Annotated in this window: 25 protein-coding genes and 1 pseudogene; 18 read left to right on the forward strand and 8 right to left on the reverse strand. The window is 64.4% G+C overall.

The annotated features are described in order from the left end of the window. On the forward strand, nt 1-1,102 hold a 1,102-nt coding region (locus X730_RS137615), incomplete at its 5' end, for a DUF6596 domain-containing protein (protein WP_023827543.1). A 9-nt stretch (nt 1,103-1,111) separates the two neighbouring features. Here the strand turns inward: X730_RS137615 and X730_RS137610 are convergent. The 3 genes from X730_RS137610 to X730_RS137600 form a co-directional block, all read right to left on the reverse strand. Further along, nucleotides 1,112-1,738 carry a glutathione S-transferase family protein gene (locus X730_RS137610; RefSeq protein ID WP_023827544.1) on the reverse strand — a complete coding sequence of 209 codons (627 nt, stop codon included), beginning with the start codon at nt 1,736-1,738 and terminating at the stop codon, nt 1,112-1,114. 183 nt (nt 1,739-1,921) lie between these two features. Continuing rightward, nucleotides 1,922-2,896, reverse strand: coding sequence for a cysteine synthase A (gene cysK / locus X730_RS137605; RefSeq protein WP_023702410.1), 975 nt, complete (start codon nt 2,894-2,896; stop codon nt 1,922-1,924). A 177-nt stretch (nt 2,897-3,073) separates the two neighbouring features. Then, on the reverse strand, nt 3,074-3,691 hold the full coding sequence (locus X730_RS137600; RefSeq protein ID WP_023827545.1) for a LysE family translocator: 618 nt from the start codon (nt 3,689-3,691) through the stop codon (nt 3,074-3,076). A 179-nt stretch (nt 3,692-3,870) separates the two neighbouring features. Between X730_RS137600 and X730_RS137595 the strand changes: the two genes are divergently transcribed. Next, nucleotides 3,871-4,776 carry a hypothetical protein gene (locus tag X730_RS137595; RefSeq protein WP_031197420.1) on the forward strand — a complete coding sequence of 302 codons (906 nt, stop codon included), beginning with the start codon at nt 3,871-3,873 and terminating at the stop codon, nt 4,774-4,776. Nucleotides 4,777-4,800: 24 nt separating this feature from the next. On the opposite strand, the gene X730_RS137590 is transcribed toward X730_RS137595, so the two are convergent. The 3 genes from X730_RS137590 to hrcA form a co-directional block, all read right to left on the reverse strand. Continuing rightward, nucleotides 4,801-6,150 carry a sorbosone dehydrogenase family protein gene (locus X730_RS137590; RefSeq protein WP_023827547.1) on the reverse strand — a complete coding sequence of 450 codons (1,350 nt, stop codon included), beginning with the start codon at nt 6,148-6,150 and terminating at the stop codon, nt 4,801-4,803. A gap of 106 nt (nt 6,151-6,256) precedes the next feature. Beyond that, nucleotides 6,257-6,457 carry a hypothetical protein gene (locus X730_RS137585; protein ID WP_023672050.1) on the reverse strand — a complete coding sequence of 67 codons (201 nt, stop codon included), beginning with the start codon at nt 6,455-6,457 and terminating at the stop codon, nt 6,257-6,259. Between the two features lie 36 nt (nt 6,458-6,493). Beyond that, complete coding sequence (gene hrcA / locus X730_RS137580) at nt 6,494-7,579, reverse strand: heat-inducible transcriptional repressor HrcA (protein WP_023805846.1); 1,086 nt, start codon at nt 7,577-7,579, stop codon at nt 6,494-6,496. 148 nt (nt 7,580-7,727) lie between these two features. On the opposite strand from hrcA, the gene rph reads away from it, so the two are divergent. From rph to X730_RS1000000168880, 7 genes and pseudogenes are all read left to right on the forward strand, one after another. Then, nucleotides 7,728-8,444 (forward strand): ribonuclease PH, encoded by a 717-nt coding sequence (rph, locus tag X730_RS137575; RefSeq protein ID WP_023672052.1) that lies wholly within the window; start codon nt 7,728-7,730, stop codon nt 8,442-8,444. Nucleotides 8,445-8,634: 190 nt separating this feature from the next. Next, nucleotides 8,635-9,045 carry a VOC family protein gene (locus X730_RS137570; RefSeq protein WP_023692947.1) on the forward strand — a complete coding sequence of 137 codons (411 nt, stop codon included), beginning with the start codon at nt 8,635-8,637 and terminating at the stop codon, nt 9,043-9,045. After that, entirely contained in the window at nt 9,045-9,692 is a 648-nt protein-coding gene (rdgB, locus tag X730_RS137565; RefSeq protein ID WP_023692946.1) for an RdgB/HAM1 family non-canonical purine NTP pyrophosphatase, read from the forward strand. The genes X730_RS137570 and rdgB overlap by 1 nt, the downstream gene beginning before the upstream one ends. Next, nucleotides 9,692-10,849, forward strand: coding sequence for a radical SAM family heme chaperone HemW (gene hemW / locus X730_RS137560; RefSeq protein ID WP_023681230.1), 1,158 nt, complete (start codon nt 9,692-9,694; stop codon nt 10,847-10,849). Before rdgB ends, hemW begins: the two co-directional genes overlap by 1 nt. A gap of 68 nt (nt 10,850-10,917) precedes the next feature. Further along, nucleotides 10,918-11,289, forward strand: a complete 372-nt coding sequence (locus tag X730_RS137555) for a hypothetical protein (protein WP_023827548.1) — start codon at nt 10,918-10,920, stop codon at nt 11,287-11,289. Between the two features lie 3 nt (nt 11,290-11,292). Beyond that, entirely contained in the window at nt 11,293-11,598 is a 306-nt protein-coding gene (locus X730_RS0134835; protein WP_031197422.1) for a low molecular weight protein tyrosine phosphatase family protein, read from the forward strand. A 205-nt stretch (nt 11,599-11,803) separates the two neighbouring features. Then, nucleotides 11,804-11,938 (forward strand): annotated as a pseudogene (locus X730_RS1000000168880) (transporter); the annotation flags it as partial. A 79-nt stretch (nt 11,939-12,017) separates the two neighbouring features. On the opposite strand, the gene X730_RS137545 reads toward X730_RS1000000168880, so the two are convergent. Beyond that, nucleotides 12,018-12,203, reverse strand: coding sequence for a hypothetical protein (locus X730_RS137545; protein WP_023687558.1), 186 nt, complete (start codon nt 12,201-12,203; stop codon nt 12,018-12,020). A gap of 173 nt (nt 12,204-12,376) precedes the next feature. On the opposite strand from X730_RS137545, the gene rsmI reads away from it, so the two are divergent. Together rsmI and X730_RS137535 are read left to right on the forward strand one after the other, a co-directional pair. Then, the gene (gene rsmI / locus X730_RS137540) at nt 12,377-13,285 is read left to right on the forward strand and encodes a 16S rRNA (cytidine(1402)-2'-O)-methyltransferase (RefSeq protein WP_023816139.1); all 909 of its coding nucleotides are present in this window, start codon (nt 12,377-12,379) and stop codon (nt 13,283-13,285) included. Then, on the forward strand, nt 13,278-13,655 hold the full coding sequence (locus X730_RS137535; RefSeq protein WP_023827549.1) for a YraN family protein: 378 nt from the start codon (nt 13,278-13,280) through the stop codon (nt 13,653-13,655). The genes rsmI and X730_RS137535 overlap by 8 nt, the downstream gene beginning before the upstream one ends. Nucleotides 13,656-13,830: 175 nt before the next feature. On the opposite strand, the gene X730_RS137530 is transcribed toward X730_RS137535, so the two are convergent. Beyond that, entirely contained in the window at nt 13,831-14,637 is an 807-nt protein-coding gene (locus X730_RS137530; RefSeq protein ID WP_023745885.1) for an undecaprenyl-diphosphate phosphatase, read from the reverse strand. A gap of 169 nt (nt 14,638-14,806) precedes the next feature. On the opposite strand from X730_RS137530, the gene X730_RS137525 reads away from it, so the two are divergent. From X730_RS137525 to dapB, 7 genes are all read left to right on the forward strand, one after another. Continuing rightward, nucleotides 14,807-15,499, forward strand: a complete 693-nt coding sequence (locus tag X730_RS137525; RefSeq protein ID WP_023672063.1) for a glutathione S-transferase family protein — start codon at nt 14,807-14,809, stop codon at nt 15,497-15,499. Beyond that, nucleotides 15,480-16,634: a tRNA epoxyqueuosine(34) reductase QueG gene (queG, locus tag X730_RS137520; protein ID WP_023827550.1), complete on the forward strand. Its 1,155-nt coding sequence runs from the start codon at nt 15,480-15,482 to the stop codon at nt 16,632-16,634. The genes X730_RS137525 and queG overlap by 20 nt, the downstream gene beginning before the upstream one ends. Then, nucleotides 16,631-17,560 (forward strand): SDR family oxidoreductase, encoded by a 930-nt coding sequence (locus X730_RS137515; protein ID WP_023710340.1) that lies wholly within the window; start codon nt 16,631-16,633, stop codon nt 17,558-17,560. The genes queG and X730_RS137515 overlap by 4 nt, the downstream gene beginning before the upstream one ends. Before the next feature lie 34 nt (nt 17,561-17,594). Next, nucleotides 17,595-18,689 (forward strand): penicillin-insensitive murein endopeptidase, encoded by a 1,095-nt coding sequence (gene mepA, locus X730_RS137510; protein WP_023681223.1) that lies wholly within the window; start codon nt 17,595-17,597, stop codon nt 18,687-18,689. A 152-nt stretch (nt 18,690-18,841) separates the two neighbouring features. Further along, the gene (locus X730_RS137505; RefSeq protein ID WP_023710339.1) at nt 18,842-19,861 is read left to right on the forward strand and encodes a glucokinase; all 1,020 of its coding nucleotides are present in this window, start codon (nt 18,842-18,844) and stop codon (nt 19,859-19,861) included. Nucleotides 19,862-20,140: 279 nt separating this feature from the next. Then, complete coding sequence (locus tag X730_RS137500) at nt 20,141-22,000, forward strand: ABC transporter ATP-binding protein (RefSeq protein ID WP_023681221.1); 1,860 nt, start codon at nt 20,141-20,143, stop codon at nt 21,998-22,000. After that, entirely contained in the window at nt 21,997-22,818 is an 822-nt protein-coding gene (gene dapB / locus X730_RS137495) for a 4-hydroxy-tetrahydrodipicolinate reductase (RefSeq protein WP_023747442.1), read from the forward strand. The genes X730_RS137500 and dapB overlap by 4 nt, the downstream gene beginning before the upstream one ends. Nucleotides 22,819-22,841: the final 23 nt, after the last annotated feature.

Raw genomic sequence — 22,841 nt, forward strand, 5'->3', positions numbered from 1 at the left:
GCTTGAGCGCTGGCCACAGACCGGCGTGCCCGACAAGCCGGAAGCATGGCTGCTGGCCGTGGCGCGCCGGCGGCGCGTCGACGCGGTGCGCCGTCGGCTGACCAGCGAGGCGAGCCGCGACCATCTCAAGCTGATGGCCGAGGAGATGGAGGCGAGCATGGAAGACGAAGACCTTCCCGACGAACGTCTCAGGCTGATGTTTGCCTGTGCGCATCCGGCGATCGAAGCCAGCGTGCGGGCGCCGCTGATCCTGCAGACCATTCTGGGTTTCGACGCGGCGACGATCGCCTCGGCCTTCCTGGTTTCGCCGGCGACGATGGGCCAGCGTCTGGTGCGCGCCAAGAGCCGCATCCGCGAGATCGGCATTCCGTTCCGCGTGCCGGATCGCGCCGAACTCGGCGAGCGGCTGGGAACGGTGCTGGAAGCGATCTACGCGGCTTTCGCCGAAGGCTGGACCGACCCGGCAGGGACCGAGACGAGAGCGCGCAATCTGGCGACCGAAGGCATCTGGCTCGGGCGGCTGGTGGCATCGCTGATGCCGGACGAACCGGAAGCGCTCGGCCTGCTGGCGCTGATGCTGTTTGCCGAGGCGCGCCGCCCGGCGCGGCGCGATGCGGCTGGAGATTATGTGCCGCTCGCCGACCAGGATTGCCGTCTTTGGGATCACGCGCTGATCGACGAAGCCGAGGCGCTGCTGGGCCACGCCGCCACCATGGGCGTCATCGGCCGCTACCAGCTCGAAGCGGCGGTACAATCGGTGCATGCGACGCGGCGACGGACCGGCCAAACCGATTGGGCGGCGATCCGTAACTTCTACGATGCGCTGTCGGCGATATCAGGCTCGCCGGTGATTTCGATCAACCGCGCCGTGGCGATTGCCGAGGCCGAAGGGGCGGCGGCAGGACTGGCGGCGCTCTACGTGCTGGGCGACGACAAGCGGCTCAACGACTATCAGCCCTATTGGGCCGCTCGCGCCGGCCTGCTGGCCAGGCTCGGCAATGCGGCGCAAGCGGTCGAAGCCTATGACCGGGCGATCGGCCTTGAACGCGACCCCGCCGTGCGCCGCTTCCTGCAGGCGAAACGGGCGATCCTGCGAAATTGAAGCGTCCGTTCAGGCCGGCCACATCTCATGCGTGGTGTTGAGCCGTTTCATCAGCGGATGCGCGCGCAGCGCCGACCATAAGCGTTCGATGTTCGGCCAGTCGGCTCGCGCGTTGTCCATATCGGGGTGCCAGGCCACCAGCATGACGAGGTAGACGTCGGCCAGCGACATCGCGTCGCCGACCAGCCAGCCGCGCCCCTCGAGGGCTGCATCGACAATGGCGAAGCCGCGGTCCATCTCGGCAATGGCTGCCTGCTTGACGGCTTTCTTGCCGTCGGCATCGGTGGTGTAGCGATGGGCATAGTAGAGGCGCAGGATGGCGGGGTAGAGCACCGATGACATGAACGCCATCCAGCGCAGGAAACCGGCGCGATCCGGCGATCCGGCGGCCGGCGCCAGACCCGCCTCCGGATGGCGCTCGGCAAGCAGGATGCAGATCGCCGCCGATTCGGTTATCGATTGACCGTTGGGCAAGGTCAGCACCGGAACCTGGTTCAACGGGCTGATGTCGAGGAAAGCCGGGTCCGGCGGATCCTTCTTCGGCACGTCGATCTGGTCGAATTGCGCGTTTGCCAGCGCCAATGCGGCCTCGACGACGAAACCGCCACTGCCTGGGCGCGTGTAAAGTCTGTACATGAATGTCCTCCCCGGCCCACGCGGGCCGTTGGAGATTTGCACCGGCAGAGCGCCGCGCTCAAGCGGGTCGGTGCGGTGCCACGCGGTATTTTGTGCGGTCCAGACGGGAGCAAGCGCTGGAGATGTCGGCGGACAGAGGGGGTGACGGACCGCTACCTATCCGTCCTTCCCGCTCCGCGAAAACTAAGCTCCCAGCCCGTCGAACAGGATCGTCGACAGATAGCGCTCGGCGAAGGACGGGATGATCACCACCAGGTTCTTGCCCTTGTTCTCCGGCCGCGACCCGACGACGATCGCCGCTTGCAGGGCGGCGCCCGACGAGATGCCGACCGGCACGCCTTCAAGGCGGGCGACGAGGCGGGCGTTGGCGACCGAATCCTCGTTGGAGACCTTGACGATCTCGTCATAGATCGAAGTGTCGAGGATCTTGGGCGCAAAGCCGGCGCCGATGCCCTGGATCTTGTGCGGGCCGGGCTGGCCGCCCGACAGCACCGGCGAGGCCTCGGGCTCGACGGCGACGACATGCACCGAAGGCTTGCGCTGCTTCAGCACCTGGCCGACACCGGTGATGGTGCCGCCGGTGCCGATGCCGGCGACGAAGATGTCGACCCCGCCATCGGTGTCGTTCCAGATCTCCTCGGCGGTGGTGCGGCGGTGGATCTCCGGGTTGGCCGGGTTTTCGAACTGCTGCGGGATGACGGCGTCGGGCAAGGTGGCGGCCAGCTCGTCGGCCTTGGCGATGGCGCCCTTCATGCCTTTCGGCCCTTCCGTCAGCACCAGTTCGGCGCCGAGCAGCGCCAGCATCTTGCGGCGCTCCACCGACATGGTTTCGGGCATGGTCAGGATCAGCTTGTAGCCCTTGGCGGCGGCGGCGAAGGCGAGCGCGATACCGGTATTCCCGGAGGTCGGCTCGATCAGCGTCGTCTTGCCGGGTTTGATCCGGCCCGACGCTTCCAGCGCCTCGATCATCGAAACGCCGATGCGGTCCTTGACCGAGGCGATCGGATTGAAGAATTCGAGCTTGGCAAGAAGGTTGGCAACGACGCCCTTCTCCTTGGCGAACTTGTCGAGCCGCACCAGCGGCGTGTCGCCGATCGTCTCGGTGATCGAGTTGTAGACACGGCCGCGGCCAGGCACGCGCGCGGAAGGCTTGCTCATTGGTTTCGCTCCCAAATCAGATCAGGCAATTGGCGTCGGCGGACAGAATAAGGCTTTCGTCCGCGCAAGATAGGCTGCCGGCCGAAAATATCGAGTGGGCCGCTTGCTGAAAACGCTTGCCTTCCGAAGCCGCATTTCCGGATGGACCGATCGGCGGAATGAATTGCCTGAACCGATCTACTGACGTGCGGCAATGGCTGCGGCCGCGCCCACCATGAAGCCGGCGGCGGTGCGGTTCAGCGCCTTCAGCGCGCGTGGCGATTTCAGGAACCAGCGCGCCTTGGCGGCCAGCGCAAGATAGGGCACCAGCACCACAAAGAGCACGATAACGGTGAGCGCGACCAGGATGCCGTAGTCGGCGAGCGTGATGGTCTTCAGGTCGACGATGGTCGGCGTGATGGCGACGTAGAAGATCATCGTTTTCGGGTTGCCCAGCGTGACGGTGAGGCCGGCAAGGAAGCTCGATACCAGGCCGCCCTTGCCTTTCCTGGCCTCGACAGTCTCGGGCGTGATCCCGGCCGTCCAGAAACGCCAGCCGAGGAAGGCGAGATAGGAGACGCCCAGCCATTTGATGGCGAGAAAGACCATGCCGAAGCTTTGCGCGACAAAGGCAAGGCCGAGCACCACTGCGGTGAGATAAATGAGGTCGCCGAGCATCAGGCCGAACGACATCGCCAGCGATGAGCGGAAGCCGGATCCGAGCGCCCGCGCCACAAGCGCGGTGACGCCGGGGCCGGGAATGGCGGCGGCGATGCCCAGCGCAGCACTATAGGCAAGGAAGCCGGTGAGGGTCATGACGGTCGCACCTCGTGAAACGACTCTGATGCCATGAAAAGCCTGCAACGGCAAAACGGATTCGATTGCGCCAAGCAGGACATGAAAGCCGGTCATCATCGCCTGAAAGCGAGAGATGGTTCACTTACGCCTCGAAGGCGGTCGGCTATCTCGCATGGCTCCGAACGGCAGGAGCACCCATGTTAGCCAAAAGACTTCACATCCAGCTCATGAAGTGGATGCCCAACAACTATTCCGAAGCACGCGGTCATGTCCACGAGCTGGAATGGTGTCTGTGGTTCGAGGGGCGTCAGGCTTTCAGCCTGTTCGACAAGGGCGATAGCGATGTCGTTCCGCAGACTGGATATTTTACCGACAGCCGGGACCCTGGCGCTCACCCCATTCGTCCGATGATCTATCCGCTGGTAGTCAACAACCGGTTCAAGGTGCGACTGGTGGCGATGGAGCGTGACGGACCGCAAAAGATAGACCCCGACGACACCGCCAAAGGCGAATTCTACATCGACCTCGACACCAAATATCCGCCGGTCTCCGACTGGCGCATCATCGCTGCCGATCCGCGCAGTACCGACCTCAACGTGGAAGCGTCGTTCCAGCTGCAATGGCTGGACTATGTCGATACCGCCGAGATTGCCGAGGATGGCCCGCCACGCATCATCGACAAGTCCAACTATCCCTATCCGTGGGGCGCCAATGTGATGGTGTTCGAGCACTGGCTCGGGCTTGGCCGCAAGGCGCCGCTCAAACTCATCGACCCGAACCGCGCATCGCGCCGCGAATACTGGATGATCAATGGCAATGCGGCCCGGCGCATGGTGCAGGACCTCTATCGCTTCAACGTCAACCAGCTTGGCGTCGCCAACGACACCATCAGCAGTGTTTACGTGCCGAAGCTCAATGCCGGCCACGTCACGGTGACGCTTTACGAACACGATTTCAGCGACGGCCGCTTCGCGCAAGGGGCGAAGAAGTCCTTCGGCTCGGTCGGCCTCTTCAATCTCAGGGATACCGGTTTCGATGACCGCGTCTCATCGGCCGAGGTGATCCATACCTATCCCAAGGTGATCCATCGGGACGTGCATTAGGGCCGGATTGCGCTGTTCGCCGGCTCAGGACGGGCCATCGACATGGGTGATGCGCCAGATGGTGCCATTGCCATCCTCGGTTACGATAAGCGCGCCGTCCTTGGCCACCGCGACGCCGACCGGCCGGCCCCAGACGGCGTCGTCGGAGAGGACGAAGCCGGTGATGAAATCCTGGTACTCGCCGGTCGGCTTGCCGTCGCTGAATCTCAGCCGCACCACCTTGTAGCCGGTCCTCATACCACGGTTCCAGGAGCCGTGCAGGGCGACGAAAGCATCGCCCTTGTACTCGGCCGGAAAATTGTCGCCGTCATAGAAGGCGATGTTGAGCGGCGCCGAATGCGCCTGCATCAGCACGTCGGGCACGGCGACCGAGCCGGCGAGGTCTGGGCGCGCGCCCTCGTGACGCGGGTCCTCGTTGGCGCCGATATAATACCAGGGCCAGCCATAGAAGGCGCCGTCCTTGACTGAGGTGGCATATTCGAACGGCACATCGTCGCCGAGACCGTCGCGCTCGTTGACGACACACCACAGCGCGCCGGTGGCCGGCTGCACGGTCATGCCCGAGCAATTGCGCAGGCCGGTAGCGAGGATGCGGCCATTCTTGCCGTCGGGGCCGAAGGCCAGCACGTCGGCACGGCCATCCTCGGAACCCCAGGTGGCGCCGAGTGGCTGTGATTTTGCCCAGGCGTCAAGGCCGCCCTTCGGTGCCTTCTGCATGCCCTCCGCGACGTTCGATCCGGAGCCGACCGAGAGATACAGCGTCTTCCCGTCCGGCGAGAAGGCGATATCGCGGGTCCAGTGGCCGCCGGTAGGGATGTCGGAGACAATCGTCTCCGGTTCGCCGGAGGCTTTAAGGTCGCCGTCGCGATAGGCGTAGCGGACCACGCTGTCGTTGTTGGCGACGTAGACCCATTGCGGCTTGTCGCCAGGCGGGTAGAAGGCGATGCCATAGGGCTGGTTTAGATTGTCGGCAAAAATGCCCTCTTCGGCCGGCTTCGCGCTACCCTTGGCCAGCCGATAGACGCGGATCTGGTTGGCGTCACTGTCGGCGACGAACAGGTCGCCGTTCGGCGCCACGCGCACGACCCGCGGATTGGAAATGCCGGAAGCAACCAGTTCGGCCGAAAACCCAGGCGGCAGGACGGGCTTCGCGCCCTCGGGCCGATCGCCGAGGCCGGCGCTGTTGGAGGCGGATCCGGTGATGTTGGGTCTTTTCAGATCATCCGGCCTAATCAGCCGGCGCACACCTGGCTTGTCGGCCTTCCAGTCGCCGAAAGCGTCCTTGCCGGTCAGCAGCAGTTGATCAGCCTGCTGGGCGAAGGCGCTGGTGGCCAGAAGCAGGGCAAGGCCTGCGAAGCCGGCAATCCGGATCATGCTGTTCTCCTCGAACTCGCGCCGGTCGGCGCGTCACGACAAGGGAGATATTGTGCGGCCGCCGCAAAAGAGAAGCGTGCGCGCGCAGATTCGACGAGAGAACCGCTCAACTTTCCTCTTCGACGTCCAGATCGTCGTCGAGACGCTTTTCCAATGCGACGAGATCTTCCGGCAGCGGCAAGCCCATGGCGCGCATTTCGCGCAGTTTTTCGCGCAGCTGCTCCTGGATTTCGTGCTCGTCCTCCGGCTGGTTGACCATTTCTTCGAGCAGCATGCTGATCTGGGCCTTGAACGATTCAAGCGCCATTCTGCGCCCTCCTTTACGGTGATCCCGGCTTCGGAATTATCTTAACATCCGGGTAATCAATTGCGCAGTGTAGTCGACCATCGGCACGATGCGGGCATAATTCAGCCTGGTCGGGCCGATGACGCCGAGCGCGCCGACGACGCGGGCGTCCTTGTCGCGGTAAGGTGCCACGACCAGCGACGAGCCGGAGAGCGAGAACAGCTTGTTTTCCGAGCCGATGAAGATCCGCACGCCGGGGCCGTCCTCGGCGAGGTCGAGCAGCTGGATCAGCCCGTCCTGCGTCTCCAGATCCTCGAACAGGTGGCGCAGCAATTCGATATCGGCCTGGGCGGTGACGTTTTCGAGCAAATTGGCGCGGCCGCGCACGATAAGGCGCGCCGGCAGGCCGCTGTCGGCGCCGGCCCACACCGCCAGGCCTTTCTCGACCAGGTCCTGCGACAACGTGTCCAGCGCTGCCCGGGTCTCGTCCTTGATACGGGCGATCTCGATGCGCGCCTCGGCGAGCGTGCGGCCCCTGATATTGGCGTTGAGGAAGTTGGAGGCCTCGTGCAGCTGCGACACGGTGATGCCGGCCGGCAGGTCGACGACGCGGTTCTCGACATCGCCATTCTGCGACACCATCACCGCCAGCGCCTTGGTCGGCTCGAGCTGGATGAACTCGATGTGCTTCAGCGCCACCTCGTTCTTGGTGGCGAGCACCAGGCCGGCGCCGCGCGACATGCCCGACAGCATCTGGCTGGCCTCGGTCAGCATGTGTTCCAGCGTCGCGCCCGAGCCGGAGGCGCGCACCTGCGCCTCGATGACCCGGCGTTCCTCGTCGGAGAGATCGCCAAGCTCCATGAAGGCATCGACGAAGAATCGCAGGCCGGTCTGGGTCGGCAGGCGCCCGGCCGAGATGTGCGGGGCATAGATCAGGCCGAGATGCTCGAGGTCGCTCATCACGTTGCGGATGGTGGCCGGCGACAGCGACGACGGCAGGATGCGCGACAGGCTGCGCGATCCCACAGGCTCACCGTCCTTCAAATAGGATTCGACGATGCGCCTAAAAATGTCGCGCGAACGCATGTCGAGCGATTGCAGCGCGGGCGCCAGCAGACTGGGTTCGGTGACTGCCTTGGTCATTCGAGCCAAAAACCTCCGGCCCAAGGATATAGACTTCCATCGCTCCCGCGCAACCCGGCGTCTATATGGGGCCTTTTCCTTTGCGCCATGGGCTGCATGCGTCTACAAGCCGCCGACGCAACCGTAAAAAGAACAGAAAGAGGCCTCGATGCGCCCTTCCAAACGCCAAGCCGACGAAATGCGCGCCATCTCCTTCGAGCGCGGCGTCTCCAAACACGCCGAGGGCTCGTGCCTGGTGAAATTCGGCGACACGCATGTGTTGTGCACGGCGAGCCTGGAGGAAAAGGTGCCGGGCTGGATGCGCAATTCCGGCAAGGGCTGGGTGACGGCGGAATACGGCATGCTGCCGCGTTCGACCGGCGAGCGCATGCGCCGTGAAGCCTCGGCCGGCAAGCAAGGCGGCCGCACGCTGGAAATCCAGCGGCTGATCGGCCGCTCCTTGCGCGCCGTTGTCGATCTGCAGGCACTGGGCGAACAGCAGATCACCGTCGACTGCGACGTCATCCAGGCCGATGGCGGCACCCGCACGGCCTCGATCACCGGCGGCTGGGTGGCGCTCTACGATTGCCTGCGCTGGATGGAAGCGCGGCAGATGGCCAGTGTTGCCAAGGTGCTGAAGGACCATGTCGCGGCAATTTCCTGCGGCATCCATGACGGCCAGCCGGTCATCGACCTCGACTACATCGAGGATTCATCTGCCGGCACCGACGCCAATTTCGTCATGACCGGCAAGGGCGGCATCGTCGAGATCCAGGGCACCGCCGAGGGCGAGCCTTTCTCGGAAGGGCAGTTCGCGGAGCTGATGGGCCTTGCCAAGAAGGGCATTCAGCGGCTGGTGAGCTTGCAGCAGATGGCTGTGGCTTGATTGAATTTAACGTGATGACGTCGGCGATCCTTCACACCCCCCTCTGGCCTGCCGGCCATCTCCCCCGCAAGGGGGGAGATCAGAGGTCGCTACCGTTTTCGCCAACCATCAACGTTGAGACGCCGCCAGCGGAACTGCCAATCTCCCCCCTTGCGGGGGGGATGCCCGGCAGGGCAGAGGGGGGTGCCTGATGCAACCCTCCGCTATTCTTGAGTCAGCGCTTTACGTCACGGATCTCGCCGCTGCCGAAGCCTTCTACTCCAACGTCCTCGGCCTCCCTCTCCTCGGCAAGGTCGACGGCCGCCATCTCTTCTTCCGCTGCGGCCCGGGCGTGCTGCTCATCTTCAACGCCGAAGCCACCAAAATCCCGCCGGCGCCCGATGCGCGGCTGAAAGTGCCGCCGCATGGCACGGTCGGCGAGGGCCATCTCTGCTTTGCCGCAAGTGAGGATGAACTCGCACAGTGGAAGGCGCAACTTGAGGCGAAAAACATCGCCATCGAAAGCGAATTCGAATGGCCGCAGGGCGGGCGCTCGATCTACATACGCGACCCCTCGGGCAATTCGATCGAATTCGCCGAGCCAAGGATCTGGGGCCTTTGATGCATTCTCTCGATGGAAAGAAGATCGTCGTTGCCAGCCACAATGAAGGCAAGCTGCGCGAATTCGCCGATTTGATGGGTCCGTTCGGCTTCGAGGCGAAGTCGGCCAAGGACTACGGCCTGCCGGAACCGGAGGAGACCGGCACCACCTTCGAGGAAAACGCCTACATCAAGGCCTTCGCCGCGGCTAAGGCGACCGGCCTGCCGGCGCTGTCGGACGATTCGGGCCTGTGCGTCGACGCGCTCGACGGCGCCCCCGGCGTCTACACCGCCAATTGGGCCGAAGCTCCCGATGGCAGCCGCGACTTCGGGATGGCCATGCAGCGCACCGAAGTGGCCTTGCAGGAGGTCGGCGCCGCCAAGCCAGCGCAGCGCAAGGGGCGGTTCGTCGCCGTCATCTGCCTGGCCTTCCCCAATGGCGAGGCTGAATATTATCGCGGCGAAGCTGAGGGAACGCTGGTGTGGCCGCCGCGCGGCGAACTGGGCTTCGGCTACGACCCGGTGTTTTTGCCCGACGGTTTCGACAAGACGTTCGGCGAGATGAGCGCTGAGGAAAAACACGGCTGGAAGCCCGGTCAGCCGACGGCGCTGTCGCACCGCGCCCGCGCCTTCCAGAAATTCGCCCGCGCCAGGTTAGGCTCAGCTTAATGTCGCTGGACCGCAGCCCGGGCTTCGGGGTCTACATCCATTGGCCGTTCTGCGCCGCCAAATGCCCGTATTGCGACTTCAACAGCCATGTCCGTCACCAGCCGGTCGACCAGGAGCGCTTTGCCCGCGCCTTCGAGAACGAGCTGAAGACCATGAGCGAGCGGACCGGGCCGCGCGAAGTGACCAGTATCTTTCTCGGCGGCGGCACACCGTCGCTGATGCAGCCGCAGACGGTGGCGGCGGTGCTGGACGCCGTGGCGAAGAACTGGACGGTGCCCGACGGCATCGAGGTGACGCTGGAAGCCAATCCGTCCTCGGTCGAGGCCGAGCGATTTCGCGGCTACCGCGCCGCCGGCGTCAACCGTGTGTCGCTCGGCGTGCAGGCGCTGAACGACAAGGATCTGCGCTTCCTCGGCCGGCTGCACAATGTCGACGAGGCGCTGCATGCAATTGGCCTGGCACGGGACATATTCCCAAGACTTTCCTTCGACCTGATCTACGCCCGCCCCGGCCAGACGCTGGATGACTGGCAGGCGGAGCTCGAACAGGCGATCGGCCATGCCGCCGACCATCTGTCGCTCTACCAGCTGACCATCGAGGAAGGCACGCCGTTCCATGCCCTTCATGCGGCGAACAAATTCATCATCCCCGATAATGACCGGGCCGCCGATCTCTATGCGCTGACGCAGGAGATCACCGCAGCGCATGGCCTGCCGGCCTATGAGATTTCCAACCACGCCAGGCCGGGCGCCGAGAGCCGGCACAATCTGACCTATTGGCGCTATGGCGAATATGTCGGCGTCGGACCGGGCGCGCATGGCCGCTTTATCGAGAACGGCCACCGCACCGTGACGATCGCCGAGCGGATGCCGGAGACCTGGGCCAATCTGGTGGAGGCCAGGGGCCATGGCGTCACCGGCGGCGAGATCCTGACGCGCTCCGAAGAGGCCGACGAGTTCCTGCTGATGGGGCTGAGGTTGGCCGAAGGCATCGACCTTTCCCGCTACGAGGCGTTTTCCGGGCGCGGCCTGTCGAGCGCCCGGCTGACCGTGCTGCAGGATGAGGGGCTGGTGGCGCCGATCGGCAATGCCAGGCTACGCGCCACGCCAGCCGGCATGATCGTGCTCGATGCCGTGGTGGCGGATTTGGCGCGGTGAGCCCACAGGGCAAATGGCCGGGCTGTTGGACGATTTATCGGCTTGAGCAAGGATGCTAGAAAGTCGACTTGTTGAACCGCTGGCGTGCCAGCGCCGCATCCGAGGTGACTCCTGCGATGACGTTCCTGATCCACGAGACCTTGATGACATTGAACACGGATGATGTGTTCGAGTTTGGATTGACCGAAATCTTGAGACCTCCAGAGCAAGACGACCTCTTTGAGGCTCAGGCGATTTTCATCAGGAACGCAACGGTCACATCGAAACTAAAATTGACCCACTTGAGCGAATTCAGCGTTGTCCTCAGTTTCATAACATATATTGGAAATAAACTTCGCGGGATCGCCAAGGATGAGTTGCTCGAGTTTGATCTGAATGGACTCCCATTTGATCAGTACATCCCTCTCAGCAAAAATCTGCGTAAAATCTGGGATGAGTAGTCGGTGAAGAACGTCCTGTTCGTCTGCAGCCAGAACCGCTTGCGCAGCCCGACCGCCGAGCAGGTGTTCTCCAAACGTAGGGATATCGAGGTCGAGTCGGCCGGCACCAATCACGATGCAGACACGCCGCTGACGCATGAGCTGGTCGCCTGGGCCGACATCGTCTTCGTGATGGAAAAGGCGCACCGCACCAAGCTGCAGAAGAAATTCAAGGAGAGCCTGAAGAAGGCCCGCGTCATCTGCCTCGACATCCCGGATGATTACGGATTCATGGATCCGGAGTTGGTGCGATTGCTGGAGGTGAGGTGACGCGATACCTGGGCTGACTGATGTGGTTGGGGCGTTCCACGCCCGCGTTCGCCATCCTCGGGCTTCACCCGGGATTTGCCGCGAGGTTAAGGCGCTGCAGCGGTTCAGAATTCTGCGCCGCTGCATCCTTCGGCAGAGGTCACGGAATGGATCATAGGGTCTGCGCCGCGTCACTTCGCTCCTTGCTTCGCCCTAGGATGACGATGTTGCACCGATCGACAAACTAAGCGTCGTGCTTGAAGCGGCGCTTGCCGCGGTGTTTCTCGGCATGCGCCTCTCCGGTCCGGGCCGGCTTGGCGTCGCTCTTGTCCCGGCGGACGCTGTTCTGGTCGTTCATCGGATGCGGCGGCGCGCCTTCGCGGGCGCTCTTCGTTTCAAGACGGGTGATGAAGATATCGAAACGATTGGGCATCGTACGGTCAGTGCTCCGTCGTGCTGTCCGGTTTGTTGTCCGAAAGCCTGACATTCGTCGGCAAGGCGGTGGCCGCCCGACTGGCCAGGCCGGTGTCGCTTTCGGCGAGCGCACGCTTGCCCTTTCGCGCAGTGAAGCGCTTGCGCTCGGCATAATAGGGCTCGAAAACGTCCTGCAATTCCAGGCTGTCCATCCTGTCCTCCTCCTCAAGAGACTCAGGTATTCAATCCGCCAGCCACGCTTTCGTTCCCCACTGTGGCAAAGACATGGCCGCCGGGTTACATCGGCGTCAGGTTTGGCTCGATGTTCGGGAGTTTTGCAACCCGGCGCGCGCCGTGCCAAACAGGGCGAAATGGAGAGACCCCGGTGACCGGCGAGAAGCGCAGCTATGTGATCGGGCAGACCGAGATCGCGGTCCGGTCGCTGGCGCCGGCGCTGTATCTGGTGGCGACGCCGATCGGCAACCTCTCCGACATCACGCTGCGCGCGCTGGAGACGCTCGCCGCCGCCGACATCGTCGCCTGCGAGGACACTCGCGTCTCGCGCGTGTTGCTCGATCGCTACGGCATCCGGCGGCGCACCACCGCTTATCACGAGCACAACGCCGGCGAGGCCGGGCCGAAGCTGATCGCGGCACTCGAGGCCGGGCAGAGCGTGGCGCTGATTTCGGATGCCGGCACGCCGCTGATCTCCGACCCAGGCTACCGGCTGGTCGGCGAAGCGCTGGAGCGCGGCCTGCGCGTGGTGCCGATCCCCGGCCCATCGGCGCCGCTGGCGGCGCTGACGGCGTCGGGCCTGCCGTCCGACGCCTTCCTGTTTGCCGGGTTTCTGCCGGTGAAATCAGGGCAGCGGATGACAAAGCTGGAAACGTTCAGGGCGGTGCCGGCAACGCTGATCTTCTTCGAGTCGCCACGCCGGCTGGCCGAAACGCTGGTCGCCATGGTCGAGGCGTTGGGCGGCGCGCGCAAGGCCGCCATCGGCCGCGAGCTGACCAAGACTTTCGAAGAGATGCGGACGGGAACGCTGCAGGCGCTGGCCGATTATTATGCGGCGGCCGATACGCCGAAGGGCGAAATCGTCATCTGCGTCGGGCCCGCCGAGATCAAGGCCGACCAACCCGCCGACATCGACAGGCTGCTGCTGTCGCTGGCCGCCGAAATGCCGGCGTCCAAGGCGGCGGCGGAAGCGGCGAAGATGACAGGCGGGCAGAAGCAGTCGCTCTACCGCCGGCTGCTGGAACTCAGGGATGCGGTTGGAGAAGGCGAAGGTGGCTGAGCGCCCGGCCGCCAGCCGCCAAAAAGCCTATCGGCGCGGCCATCGCGGCGAGTGGCTGGCGGCGGCGGCGCTGATGCTGAAAGGTTATCGCATCCTCGCCCGCCGGCATCGCACCCGCTTCGGCGAGATCGACCTGATCGCCAGGCGCGGCGACCTGGTGCTGTTCGTCGAGGTCAAGGCGCGGCGCACGCTGATGGAAGCGATGGAGGCGATTGGCCACGAATCGGAGCGCCGCATCGAGGGCGCGGCCGACATCTGGCTGTCGCGCCAACCGGATTATGGCAGATTGTCGATGCGCGTCGACATGATCGCGGTGCTGCCCTGGCGCTGGCCTGTGCATGTCGAGAACGCGTTTTATGGGAGGAGTTAGCGGCCTTTACCCTCCCCCTTGTGGGGAGGGTCGGTGAGCAAGCGACGCGTCGTTGGCGAAACGGGGCGGGGGTGTGGCGCCGACCCCCACCCCGATCCGCTTTGCGGATCGACTGACCGGGGCGAGCCGCCTGTCTCGCCCGTCCTTCGGACCCCCACAAGGGGGAGGGTAAAGCTCACCCCCAGATCATCAGCGCCACCAACCCCACAGTGCCCACCACCAGGCGCCACCAGCCGAAGAGCGAGTAGCCGTTGCGCGAGACGTAATCGAGCAGGAAGCGCACGACGATCAGCGCGGTAACGAAGGCGGCGACGAAGCCGATGGCGATGATCGGCAGATCGGCGCTGCTCAGCACGTTGCGGTTCTTGAACAGATCGAAGGCGAAGGCGCCGACCATGGTCGGTATGGCGAGGAAGAAGGAGAATTCCGCCGCCGCGCGCTTGTCGACGCCCAGCAGCAGCGCGCCGACGATGGTCGAACCGGAGCGCGACGTCCCGGGGATCAGCGACAGGCACTGGAACAGGCCGATTTGCAAATAAAGCCTTGTCGGGAAGCGCTCGACGTCGCGGTAGACCGGCTGCAGCTTCATGCGGTCGACGACCAGCAGCACGACGCCGCCGATGATCAGCATGATGCAGATCAGCCTTGGCGATTCGAACAGCACCGTCTTGATGAAATCATGCGCCAGCGCGCCGATGATGGCGGCCGGCAGGAAGGCAATCAGGATGCCGATGACGAAATGCCGCGTCAGCCGATCATGCGGCAGGTCGAGCAGCATCTGCCACAGACGGCGGAAATAGACGCTGAGGATCGCCAGGATGGCGCCGAGCTGGATCAGGATCTCGAACGCCTTGCCGGTGGAATGGAAGCCGAGGAAATGGCCGGCGAGCAGGATATGGCCGGTCGAGGAGACCGGGATGAACTCGGTCAGCCCCTCCAGCAGGCCGAGCAGCAGGGCTTCGACGATGGTGTGGCTATCCATGGCAACCTCGGCATTCAAGGGACGGAAGGAAACGGCGGGCAAAAGGGCTTGCTTGTCACGGCGCGGAAGTCCCCCTATAGGTCGCAGCACCGTGACGGCCGCATGACGGGCCGCCAAGACTTACCGGTGCGGACGGCGATTCGCCAGTGCGCCTTAATATCGCGGAATCATGCTGACGCTTTTCCATCACCCGATGTTCGCCACCTGCCGCTTCGTGCGCCTCGCCTTCGGCGAATATGGCGAGGAGCTGGCGCTGATCGAGGAAAAACCGTGGACGCGGCGCAAGGAGTTTTTGGCGCTGAACCCCGCCGGCACCTTGCCTATCCTGCTGGCCGAAGGCGACGTGCCGATCGTCGGCGCCATGGTGATCGCTGAATATCTCGACGAAACACGTGGTGTCCTGAAGCGCGACAAGCGCCTGTTTGCGGAAGACCCGATGCAGCGCGCCGAAATCCGCCGCCTGACCGACTGGTATCTCAACAAGGCCGAGAGCGAAGTGACCCGGCATCTGGTGCGCGAGCGCGTGCTGAAGCCGGTGATGCCGGAAACGGCGGGCGGCGGTTCCCCCGATTCGGCGGCGATCCGCGCGGCGCGCGCCAACATTCGCCAGCACATGAAGTACACCAACTGGCTGGCCGGCACCCGTCATTGGCTGGCCGGCAGCAAGGTCACCTATGCCGACCTGGCGGCAGCGGCGACGCTGTCGGTGCTGGATTATCTCGGCGAGATCGATTGGCGCGAGCATGCCGCGGCGCGCGAATGGTACACGCGGGTGAAATCGCGGCCGTCGTTCCGGCCGCTGCTCTCCGACCGGGTTCGCGGCCTGTCGCCGGTTTCGCATTATGCGGACCTCGACTTCTAGAAGCCAAACCCTGCGCGCGCTGATCGACGCCGAGGCGCGGCGCGCCGGCTTCAATGCGGTTGCCGTCACCACGCCTGACGCGATCCCGCTGGCGCCGGCCAGATTGGCAGAATTCGTCGCCGATGGTTTTCACGGTTCGATGGCTTGGATTGCGGAGACGCTCCAACGCCGCAGCGAGCCTTCGACGCTGTGGCCCGAGGTGCGCTCGATCATCGTGCTGGCAATGAATTACGGCCCCGACCACGATCCGCGTGCGCTGCAGGCAAGGCGCGATCGCGGCGCGATCTCGGTCTATGCGCAAAACCGCGACTATCACGAAGTGATGAAGGGCCGGCTGAAGGAGATCGCCGGCAAGATCGTCGCGCGGGCCGGCGGCGACGTGAAGGTTTTCGTCGATACGGCCCCGGTTATGGAAAAGCCGCTGGCTGAGGCCGCCGGGCTCGGCTGGCAAGGCAAGCACACCAATCTGGTCAGCCGCGAGCACGGCTCCTGGCTGTTTCTCGGCACCATCTTCACCACGGCGGAGCTCACGCCAGATGCGACCGAGGTAGACCATTGCGGTTCCTGCCGCGCCTGCCTCGACGCCTGCCCGACCGATGCCTTTCCGGCGCCCTACCGGCTCGATGCCAGGCGCTGCATCTCCTACCTGACCATCGAGAACAAGGGGCCGATCCCGCAAGAATTCCGCGAAAAGATCGGCAACCGCATCTATGGCTGCGACGATTGCCTTGCCGCCTGCCCGTGGAACAAGTTTGCCCGCGCCGCTTCGGAAGCCAAGCTTGCTGCCCGCGACGAACTGCGCGAGCCGCCGCTGGGCGAGCTGTTGCAGCTAGACGACACGGCGTTCCGGACCTTTTTCTCCGGCTCGCCGATCAAGCGCATCGGCCGCGACCGCTTTGTCCGCAATGTGCTGGTTGCCGCCGGCAATTCCGGCGATGTTTCGCTGGCCGGCCCGGTGCGCGATCTGCTTGGCGATGCCTCGCCGCTGGTGCGCGGCGCGGCGATCTGGGCGCTGTCGCGGCTGGTGCCGGCCGCCGAATTCAACAGGCAGGCGGCGATCTACTCGAACACTGAAACCGACACGACAGTGCGGGGCGAATGGCTGTCCGTATTGCCAATTGAGGCGCACGCATGAGCGAAAAACAGGTTTTTATCTTCGGCGCCGGCTATTCGGGCAAAGCCTTTGCACGGGCCAATGCGGAGGCGATTACGATCTTCGGCACCACGCGCTCGGCCGAGAAATTCGAGGCATTGCGTCAGGCCGGCATCGCGCCGCTGCTGTTTCACGGCGCCCTGACACCTGAAATCGGCGAAACGCTGGAGACCACCACCCATCTTGTCATCTCCGTAGCCCCGGAGGAGGCCGGCGACCCTGTGCTTCTCGCCGCGCGCAAGGCGATCGAGGCGATGCCGGCGCTTCGCTGGATCGGCTATCTCTCGACCGTCGGCGTCTATGGCAATTATGACGGTGCCTGGGTCGATGAAACGGCCGAATGCCGGCCGGTGTCGAAACGCTCGTCGATGCGAGTGGCGGCCGAGCGGGGCTGGCTGCAGCTTGGACTCGAGACCGGCAAGCCGGTGGCCATCCTGCGGCTTTCCGGCATTTACGGGCCGGGTCGCAACGCGCTGGTCAATCTGGAAAACGGCACGGCCAGGCGGCTGGTCAAGCCCGACCAGGTGTTCAACCGCATCCATTGCGACGACATCGCCGGCGCGCTCTGGCACCTCATCGGTGGCAATAGAGGCGGCATTTTCAACATCACCGATGACGAGCCGGCGCCGCCGCAGGATGTCGTCACCTATGCCGCTTCGCTGATGGGCGTCGAGCCGCCGCCGGAGATTCCTTTCGAGACCGCCCAACTTTCGCCCATGGCGCGGTCCTTCTATGGCGAGAACAAGCGCGTCGCCAACGCCGCGATCAAGGCAGCGGGCTACCGGTTCCGCTATCCGGACTACCGCCAGGCGTTCGATCGGATGTGGGCCGACGGCAGCTGGCGCGACGGCGAGCCGCGCAGCCCGATGAAGGTAGATAATCGAAACGCGAGCCCGAGGGTGATATGATTCGATTGTGTTGCGGACTTTTGCAGTGGGGTTCATGACGATTTCGATGCGATCCTTGACCGGCAGACGGCCGTTCCTGACGGCGGCGCTGGCGATCGTGGCGCTGGCCGGGCTGGTGGCGGGCGCAATCACGGCCGAGCCACGGGCAAAAGACCTGTTCGGCGCCAAGAAGCTGCCGGCGGTGGCTGCGGCGCAATCCTTCGGCTTCTATTCAAAGGGCTGCTTCACTGGCGGCGTCGCCATTCCGATGGACGGCCAGAACTGGGAGGTGATGCGTCCCTCGCGCAACCGGCGCTGGGGTCATCCAACGATGATTGCGCTGATCGAGAAACTGTCGCGCGATGCCGCCGCCGACGGCTGGCCGGGGCTTCTGATCGGCGACATTTCGCAGCCGCGCGGCGGGCCGATGCTGACCGGGCACGCCTCGCACCAGATCGGCCTCGACGCCGACATCTGGCTGACGCCAATGCCCGACCGCAAGCTCACCACCCAGGAGCGCGAAAACATCAGCGCCACGCTGATGGTCGACGACAAGACGCATCTGGTGAAGGACAGGCTGTGGAAGCCGATGCATACCAAGCTGTTGAAGCGCGCGGCGAGCTATCCGGAAGTCGAGCGCATCCTGGTCAATCCTGGGATCAAGAAGAAGCTGTGCGACACCGTCACCGGCGACCGTACCTGGCTGAGAAAAATCCGGCCGTTCTGGGGCCATGACTATCATTTCCACATCCGCATCGGCTGCCAGCCGGGTTCGCCCAACTGCAAGGGACAGGAAGCGACGCCCGACGATGACGGCTGCGGCAAGCCGCTGGCCTGGTGGTTTACCGAGGAGCCGTGGCGCCCCAACAAGAACCCGGATGCGCCCAAGGCGCGCGACCTGATGACGATGGCGAACCTGCCGAAACAATGCCAGTTCGTGCTTGACCAGCCCGACGCGGACTCGGCCGAAGCCGTCACCTATCGCGGCGGCGGCGTGCCGATCGCCGCCAGGGCGCCGGAACCCGACGCGCCTCCGCCTATTGCGGGCAATGCGGGCGGCTTGCCAAACGCAGCCAACGCCTTCACCGCCACGCCGGAGATCGGCATTCCCCTGCCAAGGCGACGGCCGCCGGCAAACGTCGGACAGTGATGGCGAACTGACGCTTTCCCTTTCCGGGGCCATGCGCTAGTCAATCGATTGAACACCGGGCGATTGAACACCGGGCGATTGAAAAACCGGGCGATTGAAAACCGGGCGATTGAAACGGTCGCAACGGCGCCGCAAAGGGGACGAGCAAGAGCATGTCAGGCGACGACGACACCGCGTTGCGGTTTCCAGTGCTGATCGGCGACATCGGCGGCACCAATGCGCGCTTTTCGATCGTGCTCGACGCAAATTCGGAAGCCGGTGAGCCGCATATCGTGCAAACCGCCAATTTCGCCACCATAGACGAGGCGATCCAGGCGGCGGTGCTCGACCGGTCGTCCATCCGGCCGAATTCGGCAGTGCTGGCCATCGCCGGACCAGTCGATGGCGACGAGATCCCGCTTACCAATTGTCCCTGGGTGGTGAAGCCGAAGCAGATGTTTGCCAATCTGGGCCTGGGCGACATCGTCGTGCTCAACGATTTCGAGGCGCAGGCGCTGGCCGTCGTGGCGCTCGGCGAAGAGCACATGGAAAAGATCGGCGGCGGCACGCCGGAGGAGAATGCCGGGCGTGTCGTGCTCGGTCCCGGCACCGGCCTCGGCGTCGCTGGGTTGGTTCATGCCCTCCACCACTGGATACCGGTGCCTGGCGAAGGCGGCCACATGGATATCGGTCCGCGGACGCCGCGCGATTTCGAGGTGTTCCCGCATATCGAAAAGCTGGACGGCCGCATTTCGGGCGAGCAGATCCTGTGCGGGCGCGGTCTGGTCAATGTCTACCGGGCGGTCGCCAAGGCCGACGGCAAGCCGGCGCCGTTCACCACGCCGGCCGAAATCACCGGGGCGGCCCTGGCCAAGACCGATGCGGTCGCCGAGGAAGCGCTGGCGCTGTTCGTCACCTGCCTCGGCCGCACCGCCGGCGACCTCGCGCTGGTGTTCATGAGCCGCGGCGGCGTGTTCTTGACCGGCGGCATCGCGCAAAAGATCGTGCCCGCGCTGAAGGAAGGCAATTTCCGCGCCGCCTTCGAGGACAAGGCGCCGCACAGCGCGCTGATGGCCTCGATGCCGGTCTATGTCATCACCCACCCGCTGGCGGCACTTCTGGGCCTTGCCGCCTATGCCCGCAACCCTTCGCTGTTCGGCGTCCAGACCGCGGGGCGGCGCTGGCGGGCATGATCCATTTCGTCCCGAAAACGGGTATTTTCTTGGAAATGGCTGCCGCTTTCGTGACCCCAACCTCGGGCCGCGACGAAGTTTCGCCATAGGCAAGCCGTAGCCGGGGCGCTAAGAGGGGCCGAATTCCAGCCTGGCATCCCTAGGGCCTGATGATTTCGGATCGAATCGACCTGAAATCTGAATCCGGCTCTAAATCAAAGAGATAGAGCATGATGTCGTCCGAAAACCGCTTCACACTTTTCGGCATCATGCTCTAGCAAACCACGAAGCGCCCGCGATTTGACCGCTCAAAGTCCACTCAAACTGAAAGTCCAGCCAGCTGAGGTCACTGCGGTGCTGCGCCGCATCCTGGCCGAAAACGGCAGTGAATATCGCTGGACCTATGTCGTTGCCGTCGGCTGCCTGCTGATTGTTTCCGCCACCACCGCCTTCACGGCGTGGATCATGGCCCCGATGATCAACGAGATCTTCTACGAACGACGCGGCGACATGATCGTCTGGATCTGCGCCGGGTTCATGGCCGCCTCCGTGCTGCGCGGCTTCGCCGGTTACGGCCAGGCGGTCGCGTTGGCCAAGATCGGCAACAATCTGGTCGCCCGCTACCAGAAGCGCAGCTTCGACCACCTGATGAAGCTCGGCGTCGACTTCTTCAACGATACGCGTTCCGGTCGGCTGGCGGCACAGGTCAACGAGAATGTCGGCGGCGTTCGCGATCTGCTGTCGCTGACGCTGACCTCCATCAGCCGCGACGCGGTCTCGCTGATCGCCCTCGTCGGCGTCATGATCTACCAGGATCCGGTGTTGTCGCTCAGCTCGCTGCTGATCGGGCCGCCGCTGATCTGGGCCGTCGTCTACATCACCCGCCGATTGCGGCGCATCAACCGGGAATCGGTGCTGATCAACTCGCGGCTGAACGGGTCCGTACAGGAGGCCACGCAAGGCATCGCCATCGTCAAGGCCTTCACCCTGGAAGCCGAGCTGGCGCGCCGGATCGGCATCATGGCCGATACGGCCGAGCAGCGTAACAACAAGATCGCCCGGGTCGCGGAGCGGCTGTCGCCGATTTCCGAGATTTTGGGCGGTCTCGCCATTACCTCCGTCCTTGCCTATTCCGGCTACCGGGCGCTGGTGCTCGGACAACCACCAGGCGCTGTGTTTTCCTTCATCACCGCGCTGATCATGGCCTACGATCCGGCACGGCGCCTGGCTCGTACGCAGGTCGGTATGGAACGTGCCCTGGTCAACGCCCGGATGATTTACGAGCTGCTCGACCTGGAGCCTAAACAGGGCGATGCGCCCGACGCGGTCGAAGCCAGGATCACCACCGGCGAGGTTCGCTTCGACAATGTGACGTTCGGCTACAGCGCCGACATGCCGGTGATCAGGAACCTGAGTTTCACCGCCGCGGCCGGCAAGGTTACGGCGGTGGTCGGGGCCTCGGGTGCCGGCAAGACGACGCTCGTGGCGCTGCTGCAGCGCTTCTACGATGTCGACAAGGGTTCGATCGAGATCGATGGCCAGGACATTTCCAAAGTCACCAAGCACTCGCTGCGCGGCTCGATCGCCTATGTCTCGCAGGCGCCCTATCTGTTCGAAGGCAGCATACGCGACAACATCCGTTTTGGCCGACTTTCGGCGACCGACGCCGAGATCGAGCGGGCGGCGGTGCTGGCGGCGGCCGACGAGTTCATCCGTCAGCAGCCGCAGGGCTACGACACGCCCGTCGGCGAGGGCGGCTCGACCCTTTCCGGCGGCCAGCGCCAGCGCGTCTCGATTGCGCGGGCGATCGTGCGCAACGCGCCGATCCTTTTGCTCGACGAAGCGACCTCGGCGCTCGACAACGAGGCCGAGGCGCGCGTCCAGGAGGCCCTGACCCACGTGATGGAAGGGCGCACCACCATCGTGATAGCGCATCGCCTGTCGACGGTCGTCAACGCCGACCACATTATCGTGCTTGAAGAGGGGCGCCTGGTCGAGGAAGGCACCCATGCCGCACTGATGGCCGATCCAAACAGTGTCTACGCCCGCTTCCACCGCATTCAAGGCAAGAACGGACTGGGGCTTGTCGACGACTCGAAGCCCGTCCAAACTCCGGTCCGGCGCAGCCGCGCCAAGAAGGCGGTGGGGAGAACAGCATGAGCGAATCCAGCGAAATGGGCCTGGTGGTGGTGGGGGCGGCCGGCCGCATGGGCCAGACGCTGATCCGCGCCATCCATTCGATCCCCGGCGCCCGCGTCGTCGGCGCGGTCGAACGAACCGGATCGCCCTATCTCGGCAGGGATGCGGGCGAGCTTGCCGGCATCGGCATCATCAATGTGACGATCGGCGACGATCCGCTGCCGGTGTTCGCCAAGGCCGACGGCGTGCTCGATTTCACCATGCCGGCAGCCACCGTCGAATTCGCAGGCTATGCCGCGCAGGCACGCATTGCCCATGTCATCGGCACCACCGGCTGCTCGGCGGAAGACGACGCCAGGATCGAGGCCGCGGCGCGCCACGCGACGATCGTCAAATCCGGCAATATGAGCCTCGGCGTCAATCTTCTGGCGGTGCTGGTCGGGCAGGCCGCGCGCGCGCTCGGTCCAGAGGATTTCGACATCGAGATCCTCGAAATGCATCACAAGCACAAGGTCGACGCGCCCTCGGGCACCGCCTTGCTGCTCGGCGAAGCGGCGGCGGCGGGACGCGGCATTTCCCTTGCCGGCAACGATGTGCGGTCACGCGACGGCCATACCGGCGTGCGCAAGCCAGGAACGATCGGCTTTGCCAGCTTGCGCGGTGGCTCGGTGGTCGGCGACCACAGCGTCATCCTGGCCGGGACCGGCGAGCGCATCACGCTGTCGCACCATGCCGAGGACCGCGCCATCTTTGCCCGCGGCGCGGTCAAGGCCGCGCTCTGGGCGCGCGGTAAAAAGCCCGGACTTTATTCCATGCGGGACGTGCTCGGCTTGAGCTAAACCATCCATAATTTTGAAGGAGC

The sequence above is a fragment of the Mesorhizobium sp. L103C131B0 genome (genome assembly GCF_000502275.1).
GTDB lineage: Bacteria > Pseudomonadota > Alphaproteobacteria > Rhizobiales > Rhizobiaceae > Mesorhizobium.

Excerpts from the sequence above, each read along its gene's own strand:
- dapB (WP_023747442.1), top strand. The coding sequence starts at position 21,997 with ATGAGCGAATCCAGCGAAATGGGCCTGGTGGTGGTGGGGGCGGCCGGC.
- mepA (WP_023681223.1), top strand. The coding sequence starts at position 17,595 with ATGACGATTTCGATGCGATCCTTGACCGGCAGACGGCCGTTCCTGACG.
- hemW (WP_023681230.1), top strand. The coding sequence starts at position 9,692 with ATGTCGCTGGACCGCAGCCCGGGCTTCGGGGTCTACATCCATTGGCCG.
- X730_RS137530 (WP_023745885.1), bottom strand. The coding sequence starts at position 14,637 with ATGGATAGCCACACCATCGTCGAAGCCCTGCTGCTCGGCCTGCTGGAG.
- X730_RS137585 (WP_023672050.1), bottom strand. The coding sequence starts at position 6,457 with ATGGCGCTTGAATCGTTCAAGGCCCAGATCAGCATGCTGCTCGAAGAA.
- rdgB (WP_023692946.1), top strand. The coding sequence starts at position 9,045 with ATGCATTCTCTCGATGGAAAGAAGATCGTCGTTGCCAGCCACAATGAA.
- queG (WP_023827550.1), top strand. The coding sequence starts at position 15,480 with ATGCGGACCTCGACTTCTAGAAGCCAAACCCTGCGCGCGCTGATCGAC.
- X730_RS137545 (WP_023687558.1), bottom strand. The coding sequence starts at position 12,203 with ATGGACAGCCTGGAATTGCAGGACGTTTTCGAGCCCTATTATGCCGAG.
- cysK (WP_023702410.1), bottom strand. The coding sequence starts at position 2,896 with ATGAGCAAGCCTTCCGCGCGCGTGCCTGGCCGCGGCCGTGTCTACAAC.
- X730_RS137515 (WP_023710340.1), top strand. The coding sequence starts at position 16,631 with ATGAGCGAAAAACAGGTTTTTATCTTCGGCGCCGGCTATTCGGGCAAA.
- X730_RS137505 (WP_023710339.1), top strand. The coding sequence starts at position 18,842 with ATGTCAGGCGACGACGACACCGCGTTGCGGTTTCCAGTGCTGATCGGC.
- X730_RS137525 (WP_023672063.1), top strand. The coding sequence starts at position 14,807 with ATGCTGACGCTTTTCCATCACCCGATGTTCGCCACCTGCCGCTTCGTG.
- hrcA (WP_023805846.1), bottom strand. The coding sequence starts at position 7,579 with ATGACCAAGGCAGTCACCGAACCCAGTCTGCTGGCGCCCGCGCTGCAA.
- X730_RS137600 (WP_023827545.1), bottom strand. The coding sequence starts at position 3,691 with ATGACCCTCACCGGCTTCCTTGCCTATAGTGCTGCGCTGGGCATCGCC.
- X730_RS137590 (WP_023827547.1), bottom strand. The coding sequence starts at position 6,150 with ATGATCCGGATTGCCGGCTTCGCAGGCCTTGCCCTGCTTCTGGCCACC.
- X730_RS137595 (WP_031197420.1), top strand. The coding sequence starts at position 3,871 with ATGTTAGCCAAAAGACTTCACATCCAGCTCATGAAGTGGATGCCCAAC.
- rph (WP_023672052.1), top strand. The coding sequence starts at position 7,728 with ATGCGCCCTTCCAAACGCCAAGCCGACGAAATGCGCGCCATCTCCTTC.
- X730_RS137570 (WP_023692947.1), top strand. The coding sequence starts at position 8,635 with ATGCAACCCTCCGCTATTCTTGAGTCAGCGCTTTACGTCACGGATCTC.
- X730_RS137610 (WP_023827544.1), bottom strand. The coding sequence starts at position 1,738 with ATGTACAGACTTTACACGCGCCCAGGCAGTGGCGGTTTCGTCGTCGAG.